This window comes from Gordonia sp. LMA484, from assembly GCF_058129505.1.
On record NZ_CM176700.1, the window covers coordinates 4,802,540 to 4,822,945 of the forward strand.

The 20,406-nt window shown below is 67.8% G+C and carries 22 protein-coding genes; 4 read left to right on the forward strand and 18 right to left on the reverse strand.

The window, feature by feature from the left end; all coding sequences use genetic code 11:
- Positions 1-21 precede the first annotated feature (21 nt).
- Both AC4AMJ_RS21315 and AC4AMJ_RS21320 read left to right on the forward strand, forming a co-directional pair.
- Positions 22-1,818 carry a dynamin family protein gene (locus tag AC4AMJ_RS21315; protein WP_489914532.1) on the forward strand — a complete coding sequence of 599 codons (1,797 nt, stop codon included), beginning with the start codon at positions 22-24 and terminating at the stop codon, positions 1,816-1,818.
- A complete protein-coding gene (locus tag AC4AMJ_RS21320) occupies positions 1,815-3,296 on the forward strand; it encodes a dynamin family protein (protein WP_489914534.1) in 1,482 nt (493 codons plus the stop codon). Before AC4AMJ_RS21315 ends, AC4AMJ_RS21320 begins: the two co-directional genes overlap by 4 nt.
- Here AC4AMJ_RS21320 and AC4AMJ_RS21325 read toward each other — a convergent pair.
- Both AC4AMJ_RS21325 and AC4AMJ_RS21330 read right to left on the reverse strand, forming a co-directional pair.
- Positions 3,275-3,754, reverse strand: a complete 480-nt coding sequence (locus tag AC4AMJ_RS21325; protein ID WP_489914536.1) for a hypothetical protein — start codon at positions 3,752-3,754, stop codon at positions 3,275-3,277. The genes AC4AMJ_RS21320 and AC4AMJ_RS21325 overlap by 22 nt on opposite strands.
- A gap of 41 nt (positions 3,755-3,795) precedes the next feature.
- A complete protein-coding gene (locus AC4AMJ_RS21330) occupies positions 3,796-4,998 on the reverse strand; it encodes a glycoside hydrolase family 3 N-terminal domain-containing protein (RefSeq protein ID WP_489914538.1) in 1,203 nt (400 codons plus the stop codon).
- A 29-nt stretch (positions 4,999-5,027) separates the two neighbouring features.
- On the opposite strand from AC4AMJ_RS21330, the gene AC4AMJ_RS21335 reads away from it, so the two are divergent.
- Entirely contained in the window at positions 5,028-5,594 is a 567-nt protein-coding gene (locus AC4AMJ_RS21335; protein ID WP_489914540.1) for a universal stress protein, read from the forward strand.
- A 120-nt stretch (positions 5,595-5,714) separates the two neighbouring features.
- Here the strand turns inward: AC4AMJ_RS21335 and AC4AMJ_RS21340 are convergent, their stop codons facing one another.
- From AC4AMJ_RS21340 to hypA, 16 genes are all read right to left on the reverse strand, one after another.
- Entirely contained in the window at positions 5,715-6,443 is a 729-nt protein-coding gene (locus tag AC4AMJ_RS21340; RefSeq protein WP_489914542.1) for a DUF6390 family protein, read from the reverse strand.
- On the reverse strand, positions 6,437-7,498 hold the full coding sequence (hypE, locus tag AC4AMJ_RS21345) for a hydrogenase expression/formation protein HypE (protein ID WP_489914543.1): 1,062 nt from the start codon (positions 7,496-7,498) through the stop codon (positions 6,437-6,439). The genes AC4AMJ_RS21340 and hypE overlap by 7 nt, the downstream gene beginning before the upstream one ends.
- The gene (hypD, locus tag AC4AMJ_RS21350) at positions 7,491-8,615 is read right to left on the reverse strand and encodes a hydrogenase formation protein HypD (RefSeq protein ID WP_489899130.1); all 1,125 of its coding nucleotides are present in this window, start codon (positions 8,613-8,615) and stop codon (positions 7,491-7,493) included. Before hypD ends, hypE begins: the two co-directional genes overlap by 8 nt.
- Entirely contained in the window at positions 8,612-8,926 is a 315-nt protein-coding gene (locus AC4AMJ_RS21355) for a HypC/HybG/HupF family hydrogenase formation chaperone (protein ID WP_489899129.1), read from the reverse strand. Before AC4AMJ_RS21355 ends, hypD begins: the two co-directional genes overlap by 4 nt.
- 19 nt (positions 8,927-8,945) lie before the next feature.
- Positions 8,946-11,264, reverse strand: coding sequence for a carbamoyltransferase HypF (gene hypF, locus AC4AMJ_RS21360; RefSeq protein ID WP_489914545.1), 2,319 nt, complete (start codon positions 11,262-11,264; stop codon positions 8,946-8,948).
- Positions 11,261-11,506 carry a HypC/HybG/HupF family hydrogenase formation chaperone gene (locus AC4AMJ_RS21365; protein ID WP_489899127.1) on the reverse strand — a complete coding sequence of 82 codons (246 nt, stop codon included), beginning with the start codon at positions 11,504-11,506 and terminating at the stop codon, positions 11,261-11,263. The genes hypF and AC4AMJ_RS21365 overlap by 4 nt, the downstream gene beginning before the upstream one ends.
- A 4-nt stretch (positions 11,507-11,510) precedes the next feature.
- Positions 11,511-12,014, reverse strand: coding sequence for a hydrogenase maturation protease (locus AC4AMJ_RS21370; protein ID WP_489914547.1), 504 nt, complete (start codon positions 12,012-12,014; stop codon positions 11,511-11,513).
- 1 nt (position 12,015) lies between these two features.
- Entirely contained in the window at positions 12,016-12,135 is a 120-nt protein-coding gene (locus tag AC4AMJ_RS21375; RefSeq protein WP_489899125.1) for a DUF6893 family small protein, read from the reverse strand.
- 18 nt (positions 12,136-12,153) lie between these two features.
- A complete protein-coding gene (locus tag AC4AMJ_RS21380; RefSeq protein ID WP_489914549.1) occupies positions 12,154-13,476 on the reverse strand; it encodes a hypothetical protein in 1,323 nt (440 codons plus the stop codon).
- On the reverse strand, positions 13,473-14,117 hold the full coding sequence (locus tag AC4AMJ_RS21385) for a DUF6084 family protein (protein WP_489914551.1): 645 nt from the start codon (positions 14,115-14,117) through the stop codon (positions 13,473-13,475). The genes AC4AMJ_RS21380 and AC4AMJ_RS21385 overlap by 4 nt, the downstream gene beginning before the upstream one ends.
- Positions 14,117-14,764, reverse strand: coding sequence for a DUF5947 family protein (locus tag AC4AMJ_RS21390; protein ID WP_489899122.1), 648 nt, complete (start codon positions 14,762-14,764; stop codon positions 14,117-14,119). The genes AC4AMJ_RS21385 and AC4AMJ_RS21390 overlap by 1 nt, the downstream gene beginning before the upstream one ends.
- Entirely contained in the window at positions 14,761-15,666 is a 906-nt protein-coding gene (locus tag AC4AMJ_RS21395) for a NifU family protein (protein WP_489914552.1), read from the reverse strand. The genes AC4AMJ_RS21390 and AC4AMJ_RS21395 overlap by 4 nt, the downstream gene beginning before the upstream one ends.
- Positions 15,659-17,455 (reverse strand): nickel-dependent hydrogenase large subunit, encoded by a 1,797-nt coding sequence (locus AC4AMJ_RS21400; RefSeq protein WP_489899119.1) that lies wholly within the window; start codon positions 17,453-17,455, stop codon positions 15,659-15,661. The genes AC4AMJ_RS21395 and AC4AMJ_RS21400 overlap by 8 nt, the downstream gene beginning before the upstream one ends.
- A gap of 15 nt (positions 17,456-17,470) precedes the next feature.
- Positions 17,471-18,529 (reverse strand): NADH-quinone oxidoreductase subunit B family protein, encoded by a 1,059-nt coding sequence (locus AC4AMJ_RS21405; protein WP_489899118.1) that lies wholly within the window; start codon positions 18,527-18,529, stop codon positions 17,471-17,473.
- A gap of 109 nt (positions 18,530-18,638) precedes the next feature.
- Complete coding sequence (gene hypB, locus AC4AMJ_RS21410) at positions 18,639-19,532, reverse strand: hydrogenase nickel incorporation protein HypB (protein ID WP_489914554.1); 894 nt, start codon at positions 19,530-19,532, stop codon at positions 18,639-18,641.
- Positions 19,490-19,864: a hydrogenase maturation nickel metallochaperone HypA gene (gene hypA / locus AC4AMJ_RS21415; protein WP_489914556.1), complete on the reverse strand. Its 375-nt coding sequence runs from the start codon at positions 19,862-19,864 to the stop codon at positions 19,490-19,492. Before hypA ends, hypB begins: the two co-directional genes overlap by 43 nt.
- A 337-nt stretch (positions 19,865-20,201) precedes the next feature.
- On the opposite strand from hypA, the gene AC4AMJ_RS21420 reads away from it, so the two are divergent.
- Positions 20,202-20,402 (forward strand): DUF2613 domain-containing protein, encoded by a 201-nt coding sequence (locus AC4AMJ_RS21420; protein WP_489899114.1) that lies wholly within the window; start codon positions 20,202-20,204, stop codon positions 20,400-20,402.
- The last annotated feature ends 4 nt before the right edge of the window (positions 20,403-20,406 follow it).

Here is a 20,406-nt window from a genome sequence, read left to right on the forward strand (position 1 = left end):
CACCGATACCGTGAGGACACCATGACGACGAACGTGCCCGAATTGCTCGACCAGATGAGCGCCATGGCCGACGAAAACGGACGCGGTGACCTGGTGGCGCGACTGGCCGGGGCGCGCACACGGCTCATCGATCCACGACTGCGCATCGTCGTGGTCGGGCAACTCAAGCAGGGCAAGAGCCAGTTCGTGAACGCACTGCTCAACCTCGAGGTCTGTTCGGTCGGCGACGACGAGACCACCGCGGTGCCCACGGTGATCAGCCACGCGACCGAACCCACAGCGCATCTCGTCGTCGGCGGAACCGAGGACACGATCGGTATCCCGCTGGCCGAGATCACCTCGGTCACGCCGACAGCGAGTCGGGCCGGCGGGCGGGAGGTGGCCCGGTTGGAGATCGCCGCGCCCGGCCCACTGCTCGCCGACGGTCTCGTCGTGGTCGACACGCCCGGCGTCGGTGGACACGGTCATCCCTATGCCGCAGCGACATTGGGGATGGTCGCAGGCGCCGACGCGGTGTTGTTCGTCTCGGACGCCAGTCAGGAGTTCACCGAGCCGGAGATGCGCTTCCTCGAGCAGGTCGTCGGCCTGTGCCCGACGGTCGCGTGTCTGCTCACCAAGATCGACCTGTATCCGCACTGGCGCGCGATCGAACAGGCGAATCGGGAACATCTGCGGCGCAAGGACCTCGACATCCCCATCCTGCCGTTGTCGTCGACGCTGCGGATTCACGCACTGCGGCTCCAGGACGAGCAACTCAACGCCGAGGCCGGGTTCGTCGAGCTCTACCGATATCTCCGTGAGCACGTGGTGCCGACCGCACAGCAGGCGGCCCGAGGAGCCGTCGCAACCGATCTACGAGTCGTCTCCGAACATCTCGCTCTCACTCTCGGCAGCGAACTCGCCGGCCTGCGCAGCGAGGAGACCGCCAGACGGGCGGTCACCGGACTGCAGGAGGCCAAGGCGAAAGCCGAGGCCATGCGTAAGCAGTCGGCCCAGTGGCAGCAGACCCTGGCCGACGGCATCGGCGACCTCGCCGCCGACATCGATCATGATCTGCGGGATCGACTGCGTGCGGTGACCCGAGAGGCCGAACGCGCCATCGACGACAGCGACCCGGGCACGGACTGGGACCGGTTCGGCGAATGGTTGGCCGAACAGACGGCGAGCGTCGTCGGCGACAACTTCGTCTGGGCGCACGAGCGCTCGGTGTGGCTGGCGCAGCGTGTGGCGGAACATTTCGCCGAGGCGGGCCACGACTGGCTCCCCGACATCGACATCGCCGATCTCGACGGTGTGTTCGACCCCGTCGCCGATCTCGCGGACCTCGACACCGGGCGGACCGGCATCACCCAGAAACTCCTCGTGGGCATGCGCGGGTCCTACGGCGGCGTCCTGATGTTCGGACTCATCTCCACGATGATGGGTATGGCGCTGATCAATCCGGTGTCGATCGGCGCCGGAGTGCTGTTGGGCAGCAAAGCGTACCGAGACGACAAACAGGCGAAGGTGGCCGAACGACGCGCCCGGGCCAAGGTCGCCGTCCGAGGATTCACCGACGACGTCAGCTTCCAGGTCGGCAAGGAATCCCGCGACCGGCTCCGCGTGATCCAGCGGGTGCTGCGCGATCACTTCACCATCGTGGCCGAACAGACGTCGCGATCGATCTCGGAGTCACTGAGCGCGGCGCAATCCGCTGCGGCGCTGGCCGATTCGGAACGTGAATCGCGGGTCACCCAGGTGGAGTCGAAGCTGGGGAACGTCGCCGCACTGCGCCGTGCGGCCGACCGGCTGGACGCGGCGCAGGTGACGGCGCGATGACCGATCTCGAGCAGGCAGCGGCGTTCATCGCTGCGGCCCGCGACGTCGTCTCACCCGATCGCGGCGCCGTCGAGATCCTCGACCGATGCGCCGCACGGCTTGCCGAGCCCATCCGCATCGCTCTGGCCGGATCACTCAAAGCCGGCAAGTCGACACTTCTCAATGCCCTTGTCGGACAAGATATCGCGCCGACCGACGCCACCGAGTGCACGCGTGTCGTCACCTGGTATCACCAGGGTCGGATCGCGTCGGTGACCGCTGCGATCGATGACGGGACGTCGATGCCGATCCCGGTGACCCGCACCGACGGACGCCTCGGATTCGACTTCGGCGGCCTCACCGCCGACCGGGTCGATCACCTCGACGTCGGGTGGCCGGCGAGTGCCCTCGGGTCGCGGACCATCGTGGACACGCCGGGCACGGCGTCGTTGTCGACGGAGTTGTCGGCGTCGACCATCCGGTTACTGGCGCCCGACAACGGCGAATCCGGCGTGGATGCGGTCGTCTACCTCATGCGCGCCCTGACCGCGGCCGACACGGCCATGCTGCGCCGGATCGCCACCTCGATCGGGGGCGGTTCCGGGCCACTCGGCGTGATCGGCGTGGTGTCCCGCGCCGATGAACTCGGCGCGGGACGGATGGACGCCATGCTGTCGGCCCACGAGATCGCCGGACGGTTCGCCGGCGAACTCTCGCGCACCGGACTGTGTCAGGCGGTCGTCCCGGTGGCCGGCCTGCTGGCATTGGGCGCCCGGACCATGCGCGAGATCGAGTTCCGCGCGCTGACCGATCTGGCCGCCGTGCCCGGCCACGACCTGGAGTCGGCCTTGCTGACCGTCGACCGCTTCGTGCGCCCGGACCTGCTGCCGCACATCGATCCCGCCGTCCGACGCAAGCTGGCGGACCGCTTCGGTGTCTTCGGTATCCGCCTGGGCGTCACCCTGATCCGCTTCGGCGCCACGACGTCGACACAGCTGGCCGCCGAGCTCGTCGAACGCAGCGGTCTGCTCGAACTCAGCGAGGTGATCGATGTCGCGTTCGGCCAACGCGCCGATCAGCTCAAGGCGCATTCGGTGCTGGTCACGCTCGATCACGTCCTGGCCCGCACCGGTGGCGCCGGGGCCGCCGACCTACGCGCCTCGGTCCGTCGGGCTCTCGCCGACGTCCACGGGTTCCGGGAATTGCGTCTGCTCAACGCTCTGCGCTCCGGCGGCACGGCACTCCCGGCCGATCAGGTCGACGAGCTGGTCCGAATCCTCGGTGGACACGGGGTCGACCCGGCTTCCCGTCTTCACCTCGACGCCCGTTCGGATCCCATGGATCTGCGGGCCGCAGCGGTGGACGCGGTGGGTCTGTGGCGCGCGCGGGGTGCACATCCGCTGCTGTCCGCCGAGGCCACCTCGGCGTGTGCGGCGGCGGTCCGAAGCGCGGAGGGCATCGTGGCCCGACTCGACGGTCACGTGCGGGTGTCGAGGTAGCCGATCGTCGTCGCGACCGCACCGACTACGCACGCCACGCCCGGCACGAGCCAGTGAAACGGCTGCGACAGTCCGGCGTCGGCCACCGCTTGCGCCGACGGCGCGATCAGGATCGCACTCCCGGCCGTCAGTACGGCGCTGACGATGACCGCGACCAGCAGCCACGCCCGCCCCGATCGCTGACCGTCCCAGATCCGTGCGCACCCGAACACAGCGGTCACGACGACGACTGCGACCAGCACCGCCCCTGCGGCCAACGCGATGTTCACCGCCCGCACGACCTCGTCGCCGGTCGCCTCCGGACGGTCGGCTGACAGATCGACCGCCAGCGCGACGCGGATCTCGGTCAGGTGCAGTGCCACCATCAGTGCGGTGGTGACCAGCAGGACGATCGCACCGATCCACAGTCCGATCACCACCGGAGTTCGACGGCCACGGGCCGGTCGCTCCGGGCGCATCGGCGTGATCTGAATCCCTGGCCGCGGCGGAGGACCGTCACTCAGCACGTCAGCACGCCCTTCGACCGCAGAATCCGCACCACCGACCGGTCGATGCGCTGCTCGGTGAGCCGCTTGGTCGCCACCTGCTGTTCCAATGCGTCGAGCACCGACGACACCCGATCCGTCGACAACCACAGCGCGATGTCACTCCCGGCGCGGATCGCCATCGGCGCTGCCTGCTCGATGGGATATCGCGCACTGATCGCCGCCATGCCGGACAGGTCGTCGGAGAAGACGACCCCGTTGAACGGGGGCCCGCCGTAGGGCCTGCCGGTCCGCAGCATGCCGATCGCCTTCGGGCTGATGCTGGCCGGGGTTTCCGGACCGGTCAGACCGGGCACGATCAGGTGCCCGACCATCACGGCCGCGTTGCCGGGGTCGCGCAGCAGCGTCTTGTACGGCACCAGATCGCTCTGCTCCAGCGACGACAGCGGCGGCGTCACCACCACGCCGAGATGCGAATCGCCGGACCCGTGACCATGTCCCGGAAAGTGCTTGAACACCGGTGTGATGCCGGCCGACTGGAGACCGGCGGAGAACGCCTGTGCGTACTCGGTGACCACGGCCGGATCGTTGCTGAACGACCGGTCGCCGATCACCTCGTCGTCGGGCTCGTTGCTGACGTCCACGTCGGGCGCGAAGTCCACCGTCACACCCAGCCGACGCAGCTGCCGGCCGATCGACGCCGCCAGTTCACGAACCTGTGCGGGTGTCTTGGTCTGCGCCAGGACACGCGCGGACGGACTGTCGATCCCGAGCTCGGACAGCCTCGACACCCGGCCGCCCTCCTGATCGACCGTCACCATCAGCGGGATCTTGCTGCGTCGCGAGATACGTGTCGCCGCACCGCTGGTGAGGATCGATTTGTCGGTCCAGCTGCCGACGAAGATCCCACCGATCTGTTCGGAATCGACGATGGCCTGGGCGTCTGCCGCGCCGGTCACGCCGACGACGATCAGTTGCGCCAGCTTCTGTCGCAGCGTCATCCGGTTGAGTTGGTCTGCGCCGCAAGCCAAAGCGACAGGAACCGCGGACGACGACGCCGGCGAGCCGGATGTGGCCACGCTGTAGACCGACGACGAACTGCTTGTCGAGCCGGATGGTTCCGCGTTCGCGCAGCCCACGGCCGTGAACGCCACGACCGCGACCACCATCATCGACAACACGCCACGAATGCCGCACCCTCGCGCAGTTGAGCCCATGTGACGAGTCTGGCATGTAACCTGGGGCAATGGACGTGGGGTCCGACCCGACCGAACCCGCCACCGCGACGTCCGACGGCAACGGTGGCCGGGGACGCACTGCGCACCAGACCCTGATGATCGCCTACGACGGCTCACCGAACGCCGACCGCGCCATCCGCTACGCGGGCCAATTCCTCCGCGCCGACACCGCCTACGTCGTCACCGCGTGGCAGCCGGGCGAACTGTCACCGACACGTCTGTCCACCCTCGCCGGCGGGATGCAACCCTTCATCGACACCCAACTCGAGGCCGGCGTGGACGAGGCGCTCGAGGAGGAGTCGGAGACCATCAACCGCCGGGGAGTCGAGTTGGCCGCCGCCGCGGGCATGCGCGCACAGGGCTCGCTCGTCGAGGTCGAGTCCACGGTGTGGGGCGCTCTGGTCGCCGCGGCCGACGCGCTCAAGGTGGACCTGCTGGTCACCGGCACGCGAGGCGAGTCCGGCCTAAAAGCCCTGCTGCATTCGAGCGTCGCCGAGCGTGTCCTCAAGCATTGTCACCGCCCGGTGTTCATCGTGCCGGCGCAGTGCGAGAAGTTGCCGCCGGTCACCCCCTGAGCCGACCAGTCCGATCGGCCAGCCACTGAAAACCACCCTGGTCAGGGCTGAGGTCGGCGATCAGCCGACGACGCACCTGTCTCGGGCGGTTTTCAGCGACGACCCGGTCCGGGCCGCCGGTCACGCTCCCCTCAGATGCCGGTTCACGATCCCGAGAACCTGCCCGGTGACCGCGTTCAGCGTCCGCACCTCCGCCCCGGTCAGCACGTCGCACACCCAGTCCCAGTGCAACGACACGTGTTGACCCACCTCCGGTTCGGCGATCATCTCGTAGCCGGGCAGTCGCCAACGCGCGGGCCCGGCCGTCGCATCGCCGAGAGCCAGTCGGCCATCGTCGTACACCAGCTCACGACGGGACACCTCGACGACGTCGCCGGCCACCGACTCGATCCGGCCGGGCCGGATACAGCAGTTGCGCAGGATCGACAGCGGGGTGGTCGCGTCGATGCGCAGCAACGTGATCCAGGGATAGACGGCGAGGACGTGGAAGTTGTGGTGCGCCGGCGGGTTGTCGATGGCCTCGATCGACCCCAGCAAACCGGTCGCCGGACCCCGGATCGCCTGCCGCAGGGTGTGCAGCAACATTTCCGAATCCACCTGCTCGAGAAGAGCATTGCCCACCCAGTAGGCCCGCACCAGCTCCGGGTGCAGCGGTGGGCGATCCCCCATCGCCTCGGCCAGCGTGGCCAGATAGGCCCAGGCGCCCTCGAATTCGTCGGCGCGCTCGGCGAGGCGGCGCGGGTCGCCACGCATGAGTTCGACGAAGTCCTCGGGTCCGCAGTATCCGAGTTCGTTCGGCGCGAACGCGTAGCGCGCGAACGTCTCCACGCCCGACAGGTCGGTCAGCATATCCGCGGAAGCTGTTCACCCGCCGGAAGATCCACCACGCGGGTGCCGCCGAGCGCGGTGCGCGCCACCACCATGCCCGGATGATCACCGACACAGGTGCCGATGACCGCGGCGCCGGCACCCAACGGATGTGCGCGCATGGCCGCCACCACGGTGTCGGCATCCTCGGGCGACACGAAGGCCACCAGCTTGCCCTCGTTCGCCACGTACATGGGATCCAGGCCCAGCAACCCGCATGCGTCACGGACCGCCGCGGGTACCGGGATATCCTTCTCCTGCAGCAGAACCCCGATTCCCGCCGACGACGCGATCTCGTTGAGACTCGCCGCCAGCCCACCGCGCGTCGGGTCACGCAGGGTGTGGATGTCCGAGCCGGTCTCGATCATCGCCGACACCAGACCGGCCAGCGGCGCCGTGTCGCTGCGGATCGACGTCCCGAACCCGAGGCCCTGCCGACAGCTCATCACCGCCATACCGTGCACGCCGATGTCGCCGCTGACCACCACCGCGTCCCCGACTCTCGCCCGATGCGGACCGATGTCGATCCCGGGCCCAATCAGCCCCACGCCCGCGGTGTTGACGAAGATACCGTCGCCACTGCCCGCGTCGACCACCTTGGTGTCTCCGGTCACCAGCGTCACCCCGGCCGCGAGCGCCGCGGCTCCCATCGCCTCGGCGACCCGTGCGATGGTGGCGAGCGGGGTACCCTCCTCGAGGATGAACGCGGTCGACAGCACCACCGGTCGGGCGCCGACCATCGCGAGGTCGTTGACCGTCCCGTTGACCGCGAGATCGCCGATCGATCCGCCCGGGAACTCCATCGGCCGCACGACGTAGGAATCGGTCGAGAAGGCCAGGCGTGCGCCACCGATGTCGACGACGGCCGAGTCTCCCATCCCCGCGTCGGCAGCCGCCCCGAACGACGGCAGGAACAGGTGCTCGATCAGCTGCTGGGACATCGCGCCGCCGCCCCCGTGGCCCATCACGATGGTGGGTGAATCCCGCAGCGGGAGCGGACACACCCAGTTCTCGATGTCCACCTGGGTATCAGCCATGGGAGGCCGCCGCGGGTTTGGGATCGGGCAGATCGAGCCGACGGTAGAGGTAGTACGCGGCGCACGCCCCCTCCGATGACACCATGGTCGCGCCGAGCGGGTGCCGGGGTGTGCATTCCTTGCCGAAGGCGGCGCACTCGTGAGGTTTGATCATGCCCTGGAGGACCTCACCGGATCGGCAGACGGCGGACTCCTCGGCGTGCAGATTGTCCACGTGGAAGCGGTATTCTGCGTCGAAGTCGCGGAACGCCGGCGACAGTCGCCAGCCGCTGTCGGGGATCATCCCGATGCCGCGCCACACGCGGTCGGTGACCTCGAACACCTCGGCCAACATCGCCTGCGCCGCCGGGTTTCCTTCGGGCGGAACCGCACGCCGATAGGCGTTCTCGACCTCGTGACGTCCCTCCTCGAGCTGGCGCACCGCTCGGCGGATGCCCTCGAGGATGTCGAGGGGTTCGAACCCGGTGACCACCATCGGCACCCGATATCGTTCTGCGAGTGGCGGATACTGCGCGGTCCCCATCACACTGCAGACGTGTCCGGCAGCCAGGAACGCCTGCACCCGGCAGGTCGGTGACTCCATGATGGCCGCGATCGCCGGCGGCACGAGGACGTGTGACACCAGCATCGAGAAGTTGGTGAGGCCCTGGCGACGCGCCTGGTAGACGGTCATCGCGTTGGCGGGTGCGGTGGTCTCGAAACCGATGCCGAAGAACACCACCTGGCGATCCGGGTTCGCCTTGGCGATCTTCAACGCATCCAGCGGCGAGTACACGACGCGGACGTCCCCGCCGGAACTCTTCACCGAGAACAGGTCTCGGCTCGTCCCGGGAACCCGGAGCATGTCTCCGAACGAGCAGAAGACCACGCCGGGCGTCGAGGCGATCTCCAACGCCTTGTCGATCACCTCCAGCGGCGTCACGCAGACCGGACAGCCCGGGCCATGGATCATCTCGATCGAGTCGGGCAGCAACTGGTCGATCCCGTGACGGACGATCGAATGGGTCTGGCCGCCGCAGACCTCCATGATCGCCCACCGGTGATCGGTGGTTGCGCGGATCTCGTCGATCAATCGCCTGGCAAGCGTCGGATCACTGAATTCGTCGAGATATTTCATGGGGCCACCTCCGGATCGGTCGTACGTGGATCGGCGACGCCGGCCTGTTTGGCCGCGAGCGCGAAGCCGTCACCGAACTCCTCGTTCAGCACGCCGAGATGCTCGAACTCGGCGAGTGTCGCCAGCGCGGATTCCTCGTCGAGCCGCTGGATGGCGAAGCCCACGTGCACCATCACGTAGTCGCCCACGGCCGCATCCGGAATGTATTGCAGGCACGCCTCTTTGTGGAGTCCGCCGAAGTCGACGACCGCCATGAGCGTGTCGTCCACCCGGTCGATGGACAGAATCCTGCCCGGTACCGCCAGACACATCAGTCCTGCCTCCTTCGCCTCAGCCGGCACTCGCCACGACCAGTTGGCCGAACGCGACACCACCATCGTTCGGTGGTACGAGCCGGTGTGTGATCACCTCGAACCCGTTGTCGAGCAACATCTTCTGCGTCATCGACAGCAAGAGCGCGTTCTGGAAGACCCCTCCGGTCAACGCCACCGTCCCCGACAGTTCACCGAACCGGGTGACGACCTCGAGCACGGCCGCGGCCACGGCGGCATGAAAGCGTGCGCCGATCACCCCGGGATCCACGCCCGAGAGCCGATCGGAGCACGCTGCCGCGATCACCGGTGCGGGATCGATGATCGTGGCGCCGTCGGCCGTCCTCGCATCGTCGGTTGTCACTGCGCTGTCGGTGATCGCGAACCGATACGTCTGCCCGTCGCAGCCCGACGTCCGGGACACAGCTTCGAGTTCGATCGCGGCCTGGGCCTCGTAGTCGACGCCCTGCCGTATCCCGGCGATGGCGGAGACCGCGTCGAACAACCGGCCCATGCTCGACGTCGGCACGCAGCCGTCGCCGGTCTCGAACTGCCGGCGCAACACGCGGCGTTCGACGTCCGGGCACGCCTGCACCGCCGGCAGCCCGTCCGACCACGGAATGCCCGCAGACCACAGATGCGCCAGGGCCATCCGGTACGGACGCAGCACGCTCGCGTCGCCGCCGGCAAGTGGCACGTACTTCAGGTGTGCGACCCGCTGATACGTCTTGTACCGGCAGTGCAGGATCTCGCCACCCCAGATGGCGCCATCGGATCCGTACCCGGTGCCGTCGAATGCGACGCCGAGCACACTGTCGGCCGCGTCGAGACCGTGCTCGGCCATCACCGCCGCGACATGGGCGTGATGGTGTCCGACAGTACGGATCTCGCGCCCGCCCGCATGACGTCGCGCCCACGCGGCGGATCGGTAGCCGGGATGCGCGTCGACGGTCAGCAGGTCCGGCTCGATCCCGGTGACCGCCTCGAGATGCCGCTCCGTGGCGCCGAACGCCTCGATGGTGGCCAGGTCGTCCATGTCGCCGATGTGCTGGCTCAGCCACGCGTAGCGGCCCTGCGCGAGCGCGCAGGTGTTCTTCAGGTCCGCGCCCGTCGCCAGGACGGCCGGCGCGGCCACCGGCAGGGCGAGCGGCATCGGCGCATAGCCGCGAGACCGGCGGATCGGGACCGTCATGTCGCCGACGACCCGCACCACCGAGTCGTCGCAGGGCACGACGATCGGCCGGTCATGCTCCAGGAACCCGTCTGCAAGGCCCGCGAGTCGATCATGGGCGTCGGCGTTTCGGTAGCAGATCGGTTCGCCGCCGAGGTTTCCCGATGTCATGACCAGGACCTGCGGTCCGGGCTCGTCACCGTCGAGCCCGAACAACAGCACGTGCAACGGACTGTAGGCCATCATCACGCCGAGGTCCGGATTCCCCGGCGCGACCGATGGCGCGACCGGCTCACCGGCGCGCGGGACGATCACGATCGGGGCCTGCGGGCCCGCCACGACACGGCAGGAAGCGTCATCGAGCGCGACGAGTCGTCGGGCGGCATCGAGGTCAGCGACCATGAGGGCAAACGGCTTGTCGCCCCGACGCTTCCGTGCCCGCAGGGTGCTCACCGCGTGTTCGTCGGTGGCATCACAGGCCAGGTGATATCCGCCGATGCCCTTGATCGCGACGATACCGCCGGCGCGCAGCAGCGCCCGGGCGGCGCCGACCGGGTCGTCGGACGGATCGCCCGGTCCGGCAAAACCGAGGGTCGGTCCGCAGTCGTGGCACGAGATCGGCTGCGCGTGGAATCGCCGATCGGCCGGGTTGTGGTACTCGGCGGCGCAGGCCGCGCACATCGGGAAGCCGGCCAGTGTCGTGTTCTGCCGGTCGTAGGGCATGCGTTCCACGATGGTGAAGCGAGGGCCACAGTTCGTGCACGTGATGAAGGGATGCCGATGTCTCCGATCGGCCGGGTCGCGGAGTTCGGCAAGACAATCGACGCAGATCGCGACGTCCGGCGACACCAGGGTGCGGCCTGCCGCCCGCACGGTCGTGTCGTCGATACAGAAGCCGGTTCCCCCGCGCACCGGCACGCGGGTCGCGGTGACCTCCTCCACGACTGCCAGGGGTGGCGGTCGGCTGCGGAGGCGTTCGGTGAATTCGTCGGCGGCCGAGATCCTTCCCTCGATCTCGATGACCACACCGGTGGTGTCGTTGTGCACGTGGCCGGCCAGTCCCAGCTCGGTCGCGGTCGCGTAGACGAACGGTCGGAATCCCACGCCCTGCACCAACCCGGTGATCTGCAGCCTGAGTCGAACCCGCGTCTCGTACATCCCGATCATTCGGCCTCACCTCGACCCATCAGGCGTAGTCCGGCCAGTGCCTCGCGCGCGCCGTCGGCATCGGTCTTCTCCACCGCGAAGCCCATGTGGATGATGACCCAGTCCCCGTTGCCGAGCGCCGACCCGTCGTCGAGCAGACCGATGTTGACCTTGCGATGTTCACCGCTCACGTCGACGAGCGCGATCTGACCGGCGTACTCGTCGAGCACCGTGATGACCTGCCCCGGGATACCCAGACACATGACGTCACTCCCGCCGGGTCGAGGCAAGGCGGTCGAGGACGGACACCACCGCGTCCATCGCCGGTTCCACGGCGGCGGCGACCGGCGCCGACAGTCCGATCCCGTCGTCGACACAGCTGACCTGGCATCCGACCACATAGGTCGGTGGCAGGGTGCCGCCCAGGGCACGCACCTCGGCGAACACGGTCAGCGGATCCATCCCGTGCGCGTCGAGGTTCGCCGCGGACAGGTCTGTCGCCGCGGCTGATCCGTTGTCGACGACCATGACCTCGACCTCTCCGGGTCTGCCCCGGTCGGGCACGGCGTCGACGAGCACCAGCGCCTCCCACGGTTCGAGGAGGTCGTAGGCGAGGTGTAGCCCCCGGATGCCGTAGTCGACAACCCGCGCCGCGTCGGCGGGCAGCGCCAATCTCCGGACGACCTCGGGTCCGAACCCGTCGTCGCGGTGAAAGATGTTGCCGATCCCGGCGACCAGGACGGTCGCGGTCGGCACCGTGGCCGCCGTCATCTCACATTCGGCGCATCCGCAGGTACCGCTGCAGGTCGGGCACCGAGCGGATGCCGATGACCACTCCTGCCACGGCCGTGACGACCGCGAGCAGCGTCGCAATCTGTCCGATTCGTCGCATGATGGGTTCCTTTCCGCCTCAGGGGTTGTCGAGAGGCTCGATCTCGTCGGGCGCGAAATAGAAGTAGCGACCGAAGGATTCGTGGAGATCGGCGGCGGGGTCGTCTTCGATCACCACCCCGACGTGGATGTCGCCGTCGACATCGCCGTGCACGGTCATCACGCGGGCGGTCATGCCGGCGAAGAACACGTCGTGGGCATCCGCGCGACGCGACGGCCGCAACCGGACCCGGCTGCCGCGACCGACCGCGACACCACCGACGAGGACCGCGTCTGACTCCGGCGCGACGGCGGCATCGGCTGCGGGGTCCCACCAGTCCATCCCGTCGGGCACCTCCGGAACCAGTTGCGGTGAAGAAGGTTCGGAAAGGTGCGGTTCGCGGAGCACGCCGTGCAGCTGCGCCATCGCCTCGGGGGACATGGCCTCACAACGGTCGATGATCTCGGCGGCCCGGGCATCGGTGGCCCGGGCCTGTTCCTTCTCCGTGTCGGTCATGGTCATCACCCGCAGCGTGAGGATCTCGTCGATCTCGGTGGAGTCGAAGAGTGCCCCCGGGCTCTGTGCGGCCACCTCGGGATGGTCGTAGAGAATGATCGGCGAGATCAGCATCAGATGGTCCTCGCCGTCCGGTCCGGCCACCACCGGGAACGCCCGGTGGTGCACGCAGTCCCGCGCGAGGGGCGCGAACGGTTCCGGTGGGTCGATGACCGATACGAACGAGCCGCCGCGCACCTCGACGATCATGTGCGCGCCGATGAACGAGCGCGCGATCGCATCGTCGGCATCGACGGCCGGGTCGCCGACGTTCTCCGCCGAGACCGTCAGCCGCACGAGGTCGCCCGCATTCACCGCCGATACCCGCAGACACCCACACAGGGGTTGTCGCGTGCGCAGGAGGCTCCCGCCATCGAGCTCCTCGACCTCCGCACCCGCCGCGATGTCCATCCGACCGACGCTCTCCGCACTCATCAGGTCCTGCAGCGCGAGTGGGTCGCCGGTGATCTCGCACGGCACCGCCTCGTCCCAGTTGACGTGACGTCGGCCGTCGACGACGAGTGTCTCCACCGGATTCGCCGACGCGTCGCGAGCCGTGCGGCGCTGCAGCTGCAGGAAGCGGGTGGCGACCGTGACCGTCGTGTCGGTGTCGGTGTCGGTGCGGATCAGACACTGCGCGGACAGGTTCGGCGGCTCGCCCAGGCCGGCGTTCGCCGCTCCCGGCGGGCCCAGCACGCCGAACTGCCAGCGTGCCTGGTTCTTCGCCGACGTCGACCGGTACGGGTAGAGGAGATAGCCCTCGTACAGCACCGCGTCGGCCACCGCCCGCACGTCCGCGATCGTCATCGGATCGCCTCCCTCGAGAGCAGGGTGGTCACGACGTCGTCGTAGCCGAGCAGGCCGTGTGCGGACTTGTAGTCGCGCAGCGCCGCAAGGGTTTCCTCACGCAATCGCACCCAGCCCTGGCCGGGGTAGGAGGTGGCCATCAACTCTCGCCACACCGCGACCGGGAGCTGATGGCGGCTCTCCCGATCCCAGGAGATGTGTTCCACCGAGAATCCCGCGGGGCCGTCGACGAACACGGTGCCGCTGAACAGGAAGAGGAGTGGGACGGATCCGTCGGCCAGGGCATGGAAGTACTTCGACCCGCTCACCTCGAGGTCGTAGGTGCACGGCATCGGCAGGTCCACCTCGATCTGATCGGTGAACGCGGGAACCATCGTCGAGGTGTGCATCCAGAGGAAGGCACGCTGCGTGCCGGCCCAGCGCTCGCGGTCGCCGAACAGGTCGACGAGCCCGGCTGCCTCCGCGTCGTCGTAGGCCCGGCGCGCCGGCTCGATGCGGACCTGTGCGCGCAGCGCGATCGCCTGGACCCGGACACCGTCGAATCTGCTGATCCGGGTGTGCGCGATCAGGGTAGGTGTCGCCGCGTACCGTTCGGGCGCGACCTCGAGCACCTCGAGCCGGAGGGTGCCGCCGCCGACCATCACGCACCTACCGGTGCCGCACGGCGCGACATCGTGGTGAAGAACTCGTCGATGTAGTCGTGCACGTCCGATCCGCCGTCGAAACCGCGCCATCGCGTGCGCACCTGCCCGACGAACTCGTAGCAGACGTCGATGGGCAGGAGCAGGCAGCCGGCGGCCTCGCCCGGTCGGGCCGCACCCGGACTGTCACCGGGCATCCGGATGAGCAGTGCCTCCACGTCGGCCGCGACGATGTCGAGTTCCGGGCACCGCTGCACCAGCGAATCCCACTCCTGCAGAGGCAGGTCCGACTCGATCGCGCCGGCGGGTCCCGGATAGAACGCGACCATCCGGCCGAGCACCGAGTTGCGGAAGAAGAACGCCAGATCCACGGGTATCTCGAGTCCCGCCCAGTCCGCGGGCGCGACGGTGTCGTCGGGGAAGCAGAGGAAACGGTCCGGCACCGCGCGGTAGCGCAGCGACGCGCCCTGGTCGACGAACAGCAGATAGCAGCCACGGCAAACACACATCAGCGCCCGGTCCTCGACGTTGACGACGTGTTGATGTCGTGTGCCCATCGGGTCGGCGCACATCTCGCACACCTCCCCCGACGGAGCCGGGGGCCGAGTGCTCGTGATCCGCCGGATCACGTCGAACGGGCTGCTCACGGTGCCGCGCCCGCCGGTATCGCGACCGACACAAGGCCATCGCGGGTCAACATCGGCAGCGGCTCGAGGTGGCCGTCGCCATCGAGTCGCGCACCGGCGTGCACGGCGTCGAACCGGGCCCCGCAGTTCGGGCACCGCAGGATGGCCGCGCCCTGCGGGGAACTGTGCAGTCCCGCCCCGGCCATCGAGTCGTCGCACCCGGGGCATCGGTCGCGGTAGGCGTACCAGCCCTCGCCGATCCGGCACACCAGGATCACCAGGCCGCCGACCGCGAAGCCCCCGACCTCACCGGGTGCCAGCTCGGCCACCTGCGGGATCGGTTCCCAGCTGCCACGCGACGCCTCGCCGGCGTGCAGATCGTCGGTGTGCACCCGACTGAACAGCGACTCCACCGCGATCACGCCGGGCTGGTCGGGTTCGGCTGCGACGGCCTCGATGGACTCGATCTCGGGCGCCGCCGCCCGGATCGCCTCCTCGACGGCCAGTTCGAGCGTCACCGACGACGACGGACAGCTTCGGCAGCTACCGGACAGTTCCAGTCGTACGACGCCGTCGACGACGTCGAGGACGGTGACGTCGCCGCCGTGCGAGCCGAGGTAGGGCCGCACGGTGTCGATGGCGGTCTCGACGCGGGTGCGCACGTCACGGGGGTGCAACCCGTGTACCAGCAGGAGACTTGCGACGAGGTCGTCGGTGACCAGCGCATCGATTGCGGCCGTGTCGAGCTTGGCGACGATGCGCGTCAGTCCGGCGCCGTAGAGGTCGGCGACCTCCCGTACCAACGCCTCGGCCCGCTCGCGCGCGAGCGCACCGCCCTGCGCCGACGAAGCGTCGAGCAGGTTCTCGATACGGTCCCCGGCACCGCGCCAGCGCCCGTCCTCGGCATCCGGGTCGTCAGTCACCCGTCAACGCCTGCGTCGGCGAATGCAGTTTCTCCAGTGTCTGTCCCTGGCCGAGGTACATGTGCACGCCGCAGGGCAGGCAGGGGTCGAAGCTGCGCACGGTACGCATGATGTCGATGCCCTTGAAGTCGTCGCGGCCGTTCTCCTCGAAGATCGGCTGCCCCTGAACGGCGTCCTCGTACGGCCCCGGCGTCCCGAAACTGTCGCGCGGGTTGGCATTCCAGGGTGTCGGCGGATACGGGTGATAGTTGGCGATCTTGCCGTCGCGGATCACCATGTGATGCGACAGCACACCGCGCACGGCCTCGGTGAAGCCACAGCCGATGCCCTCGTCGGGGACCTCGAACTGCTCCCAGGTCTTGGTTCGTCCGGCCCGGATCTCGGCGAGTGCCTGCTCCGCGAAATGCAGTGCGCAGGCAGCCGCGTACGCCTGGAAGTAGGTGCGCGCCCGATTGCGTTCGATGGTGTTGCTGCCCGCCTCGGGGATCGTCCATTCGAGTTCGGCGGGGCCCTTGAGCGCGGTCTTGGGCAGATTGATCTTCACGCTGTGACCGGTGGATTGCACATAGCCGATGTCGACGAGGCCGGCCAGTGCGGTCGACCACAGCCGCGCCAGCGGTCCGCCGCCGGTGTCGAGCGCGAGGTGGTCGGTGCCGTCGAACCAGCGTGGCGACATCACCCAGCTGTACTTGTCGTCCATGTCGCGCTTGGCGGGTTTGGGATTGGTGTGCTGGTTCCACGGGTGCCGCCGGTCCACCGGGTTGCCCAGCGGATCGGTCTTGACGAACATCTCCTGGTCGGTCCAGTCGTCGTAGTAGGAACTGCCCAAGAGGATTCGGATGCCCAGATTGATGTCGACCAGCGAGGTGGTGACCAGTTTGCCGTCGACCACCACACCGGGTGTGACGAACATCTTGCGGCCCCAGTCCTCCATGTCGCGGTAGGAGAAGTTGCAGACCTCCGGGTCCTGGAACGAGCCCCAGCATCCCAGCAGTGTCCGGCGCAGACCCACCTTGTCGTAGCCGGGCAGCGCCTCGTAGAAGAAGTCGAACAGGTCGTCGTGCATCGGGACGACCTTCTTCATGAACTCCACATACCGCATCAGGCGGGTCATGTAGTCGGTCATCAACTGGATGGTGGCCACCGTGCCCACTCCGCCCGGATACAACGTGGACGGGTGGACGTGTCGACCTTCCATGAGGCAGAACATCTCTCGTGTGTAGCGGCTCACCTGCAATGCCTCGCGGTAGAACTCACCGGTGAACGGGTTCAGCGCCCGCATGATGTCGGCGACGGTGCGGTAGCCGTGGTCGCCGGCATGGGGCGCCTCGGTGTTCTCCGCCTTGGCCAGCACGCCCGGGTTGGTCTCGGAGACCATCTTCTCGCAGAAGTCGACGCCGACCAGGTTCTCCTGAAAGATGTTGTGGTCGAACATGTATTCAGCGGCCTCGCCGAGGTTCACGATCCACTCACCCAGGTGTGGCGGTTTCACCCCGTACGCCATGTTCTGGCAGTAGCACGAGCAGGTGGCGTGGTTGTCACCGCAGATCCCGCAGATTCGGCTGGTGATGAAATGCGCGTCGCGAGGGTCCTTGCCCCGCATGAAGATCGAGTAACCGCGGAAGATCGACGACGTGCTGTGACACTCCACCACCTCCCGGTTCTCGAAGTCGATCTTGGTGTAGATGCCGAGGCTGCCCACGATCCGGGTGATCGGGTCCCACGCCATCTCGACGAGGCTGTCCGGATCGACCTTCTTGTGCGACGGCTCGGGGATGATGGTTGTCATCGTCTGATGCCTCTCCTACCAGGTCCTGGTCGCGCCGGTTTCCAGTCGTTGCCCCTTGTGGCGCCATCGCGGCTCCTTGTCGACGGTCGCACCGGTGATGTGGCGCAGATTGCGGATCACCGTCCCGTAGAGGCCGGAGGCCGTCGAGGAGAGTTTGCCGCCCGGCGGCTCGTCCATGAAGGGCATGAACTTGTCGGGGAAGCCGGGCATGGTGCAACCGATGCAGATGCCGCCCACATTCGGGCAGCCACCGACGCCGTTTATCCAACCTCGCTTGGGCACATTGCATTTCACGACCGGCCCCCAGCAGCCGAGCTTGACGATGCATTTCGGTGAACCGTATTCGGTCGCGAAGTCGCCCTGCTCGTAGTAACCGGCGCGATCGCAGCCCTCGTGCACGGTCGCCGAGAAGAGCCATTTGGGTCGCAGTGCGTCGTCGAGCGGGATCATCGGCGCTTGTCCGGTGGCCATGTAGAGCAGATAGGTCAGGGTCTCCGACAGGTTGTCCGGGTGGATCGGACAGCCGGGAACGCACACGATCGGGATGTCGGCCTTGCTGCGCCAGTCCCAGCCCAGGAAGTCGGGCACCCCCATCGCGCCGGTCGGGTTACCGGCCATCGCGTGGATGCCGCCGTAGGTGGCACAGGTTCCGACGGCGACGACAGCTGTCGCCTTGGGCGCGAGCCGGGTGAGCCACTCGCTGGTCGTCATCGGCTGATCGGTGCCGGGTTTGTTGCCGAAGCCGCACCAGTATCCGCCGCTGTCGTGGAGTTGCTCGTTGGGGATCGAGCCCTCGACCACCAGGACGAACGGATCGAGTTCATCGCGATCGGCTTTGAAGAACCACTCCAGGAAGTCGTCGGCACCACCGGAGGGCCCGCACTCGAAGTCGATCAACGGCCAATGCACGGCCACCTTCGGCAGACCCGGTAAGGCGCCGAGGGCGATCTCCTCCACACTGGGCTGGGTGGCTGCGGTCAGGGCGACCGAGTCGCCGTCGCAACTGAGTCCTGCGTTGATCCACAGAACGTGGATCAGGGTCTCCTCCGCCTTCTGCGCAAGCTCATCGGGCATGAGATGCCGCTTTCCGGGACCCCGCACACGGCCCCTGGCGTCACGGGAGTCGACCGTCGGCACGCTTGTGTGACGCTTGTCACAGCATTACGCCGACGAGTGTGAGTTGTCAATCGCCTCCGGTGGGCACCGGCGTCGGCCCGGAATGTTGATGGATTTCTGAAAGCCATGTGTACCAATGGTTCACACCTTCACCACTGGTGACCGAGAGAGGGATGACCGGTACGCGCGGATTGACCGCTCGCACATGCGCTGTGCAGAGGTCGAGGTCGAAGTCGACGTAGGGCAGCAGATCGACCTTGTTGATGATGACGAGCCCGGCCGCCGCGAACATGTGCGGATACTTCACCGGTTTGTCGTCCCCCTCGGTGACCGAGATGACCACGACCTTCATCCACTCGCCGAGGTCGAACAGTGCCGGGCACACCAGGTTGCCCACGTTCTCGATCAGGAGCAGTGATCCGGTCGCCGGGCTCAGCGAGTCGATGGCGTTACGGACCATCTGCGCGTCGAGGTGGCATCCGGCCCCGGTGTTGATCTGCACCACGTCGCATCCGGTCGCCGAGATTCGTTCGGCGTCGCGCAGCGTGGCCTGGTCTCCTTCGATGACCGCGAAACGCAAGTCCGCCGAGCGCTCCCGGATGGTGCGTTCGATCAACGAGGTCTTCCCGGCACCCGGCGAGCTCGCCATGTTGAGGGCGACGATGCCGCGAGCGGCGAGCCATTCCCGGTTCTCCTGGGCCAGGAGGTCGTTTCGATCCAGCACCTTCTGTTCCAGGGTGATCGTTTCGGTGCGGGGCGCGACGTGCTGCTCGGAGTGGGGGTGCGGATGGTCGTGCGCATGATGGTGCTGCGCATCGTCATGGTGGTGCCGATGGCCATGGTCGTGGTGGTGCGGGTCGTCGTGGTCATGCGGGTCGTCGTGACCGTGCGAGTTCTCGTGTTGGCCGGGTTTCGAGATCACCGGTCCCGAGTCATCGCCGCATCCGCAGGTTGCGCACATTCGTCACTCACCTCCATCGACGTGATCCTCAGTTCTCGGCCGGCGGTGACGTCGAGGTCGGCGCTGCCGCACGGACACAGGAGGATGAAGTCGCGCAGTGTGGTCTCGTTGCCGCAGCTGCGGCAACGCGCACGCCCCGGCGTGATGACGATCTCCAGCACCGCACCCTCGACGAGGGTGTCCTCGGCGGCGAGAGAGAAACAGAACTGCATGGCATCGGGCTCCACGGCGCACAGCGCACCGACCTCGACGGTCACCTGGTGCACTTGCCGACCCGCGGCATGCTCACACACGGCCTCGATCACGCTCTGTGTTATCGCCATCTCGTGCATCGCGCCTCGATTCGCCCTGGCGTGGCCCTGACCATACTCCGTCGCAAGCCGCCGGTTTCGGGGAAACCGCCGCCGAAAACCACCCCGGAGCGGGCATCCGTCGGCGAAATGCCGACCAGCGGCCCCTCCTGGGCGGTTTTCGGAGTTCGGACGGCGGGTCGGGCGGTTTTCAGAGTCGGGTCGGGCGGTTTTCGGACTCGGGTTGGGCGGTTTTCAGAGTTCGGACGGCGGGTCGGGCGGTTTTCAGAGTCGGGTCGGGTTCGAGCGGGTACCTCGACCGGGGGTTTCGAGCGGCGCTTGCCGGGCCGGGTTTCGGCGCGATGGTAGTTTCGTCGCCATGACCAACAACCGCCTCGTCGCCGGAGCTGTGGCCGGGGTCGCCGGCATCCTGGTGGGACTCGGCGCTGTGTTCCTCGGTGGATTCCTCTCCACCGAGACGAGCCCGTCGACGGACGTGAACTCGATCAACCCCAACAACGGTTTCGTGCAGGGCTCGGTGGACTACGGCTCGCGCGGCGATACCGGGGCCGAGAACTGACCTT

What these genes read in the sequence shown, in the direction of transcription:
- AC4AMJ_RS21315 (WP_489914532.1), top strand. Translation starts at nt 22, where the DNA reads ATGACGACGAACGTGCCCGAATTGCTCGACCAGATGAGCGCCATGGCC.
- AC4AMJ_RS21320 (WP_489914534.1), top strand. Translation starts at nt 1,815, where the DNA reads ATGACCGATCTCGAGCAGGCAGCGGCGTTCATCGCTGCGGCCCGCGAC.
- AC4AMJ_RS21325 (WP_489914536.1), bottom strand. Translation starts at nt 3,754, where the DNA reads ATGCGCCCGGAGCGACCGGCCCGTGGCCGTCGAACTCCGGTGGTGATC.
- AC4AMJ_RS21330 (WP_489914538.1), bottom strand. Translation starts at nt 4,998, where the DNA reads ATGGGCTCAACTGCGCGAGGGTGCGGCATTCGTGGCGTGTTGTCGATG.
- AC4AMJ_RS21335 (WP_489914540.1), top strand. Translation starts at nt 5,028, where the DNA reads ATGGACGTGGGGTCCGACCCGACCGAACCCGCCACCGCGACGTCCGAC.
- AC4AMJ_RS21340 (WP_489914542.1), bottom strand. Translation starts at nt 6,443, where the DNA reads ATGCTGACCGACCTGTCGGGCGTGGAGACGTTCGCGCGCTACGCGTTC.
- hypE (WP_489914543.1), bottom strand. Translation starts at nt 7,498, where the DNA reads ATGGCTGATACCCAGGTGGACATCGAGAACTGGGTGTGTCCGCTCCCG.
- hypD (WP_489899130.1), bottom strand. Translation starts at nt 8,615, where the DNA reads ATGAAATATCTCGACGAATTCAGTGATCCGACGCTTGCCAGGCGATTG.
- AC4AMJ_RS21355 (WP_489899129.1), bottom strand. Translation starts at nt 8,926, where the DNA reads ATGTGTCTGGCGGTACCGGGCAGGATTCTGTCCATCGACCGGGTGGAC.
- hypF (WP_489914545.1), bottom strand. Translation starts at nt 11,264, where the DNA reads ATGATCGGGATGTACGAGACGCGGGTTCGACTCAGGCTGCAGATCACC.
- AC4AMJ_RS21365 (WP_489899127.1), bottom strand. Translation starts at nt 11,506, where the DNA reads ATGTGTCTGGGTATCCCGGGGCAGGTCATCACGGTGCTCGACGAGTAC.
- AC4AMJ_RS21370 (WP_489914547.1), bottom strand. Translation starts at nt 12,014, where the DNA reads ATGACGGCGGCCACGGTGCCGACCGCGACCGTCCTGGTCGCCGGGATC.
- AC4AMJ_RS21375 (WP_489899125.1), bottom strand. Translation starts at nt 12,135, where the DNA reads ATGCGACGAATCGGACAGATTGCGACGCTGCTCGCGGTCGTCACGGCC.
- AC4AMJ_RS21380 (WP_489914549.1), bottom strand. Translation starts at nt 13,476, where the DNA reads ATGACGATCGCGGACGTGCGGGCGGTGGCCGACGCGGTGCTGTACGAG.
- AC4AMJ_RS21385 (WP_489914551.1), bottom strand. Translation starts at nt 14,117, where the DNA reads ATGGTCGGCGGCGGCACCCTCCGGCTCGAGGTGCTCGAGGTCGCGCCC.
- AC4AMJ_RS21400 (WP_489899119.1), bottom strand. Translation starts at nt 17,455, where the DNA reads ATGACAACCATCATCCCCGAGCCGTCGCACAAGAAGGTCGATCCGGAC.
- AC4AMJ_RS21405 (WP_489899118.1), bottom strand. Translation starts at nt 18,529, where the DNA reads ATGCCCGATGAGCTTGCGCAGAAGGCGGAGGAGACCCTGATCCACGTT.
- hypB (WP_489914554.1), bottom strand. Translation starts at nt 19,532, where the DNA reads ATGTGCGCAACCTGCGGATGCGGCGATGACTCGGGACCGGTGATCTCG.
- hypA (WP_489914556.1), bottom strand. Translation starts at nt 19,864, where the DNA reads ATGCACGAGATGGCGATAACACAGAGCGTGATCGAGGCCGTGTGTGAG.
- AC4AMJ_RS21420 (WP_489899114.1), top strand. Translation starts at nt 20,202, where the DNA reads ATGACCAACAACCGCCTCGTCGCCGGAGCTGTGGCCGGGGTCGCCGGC.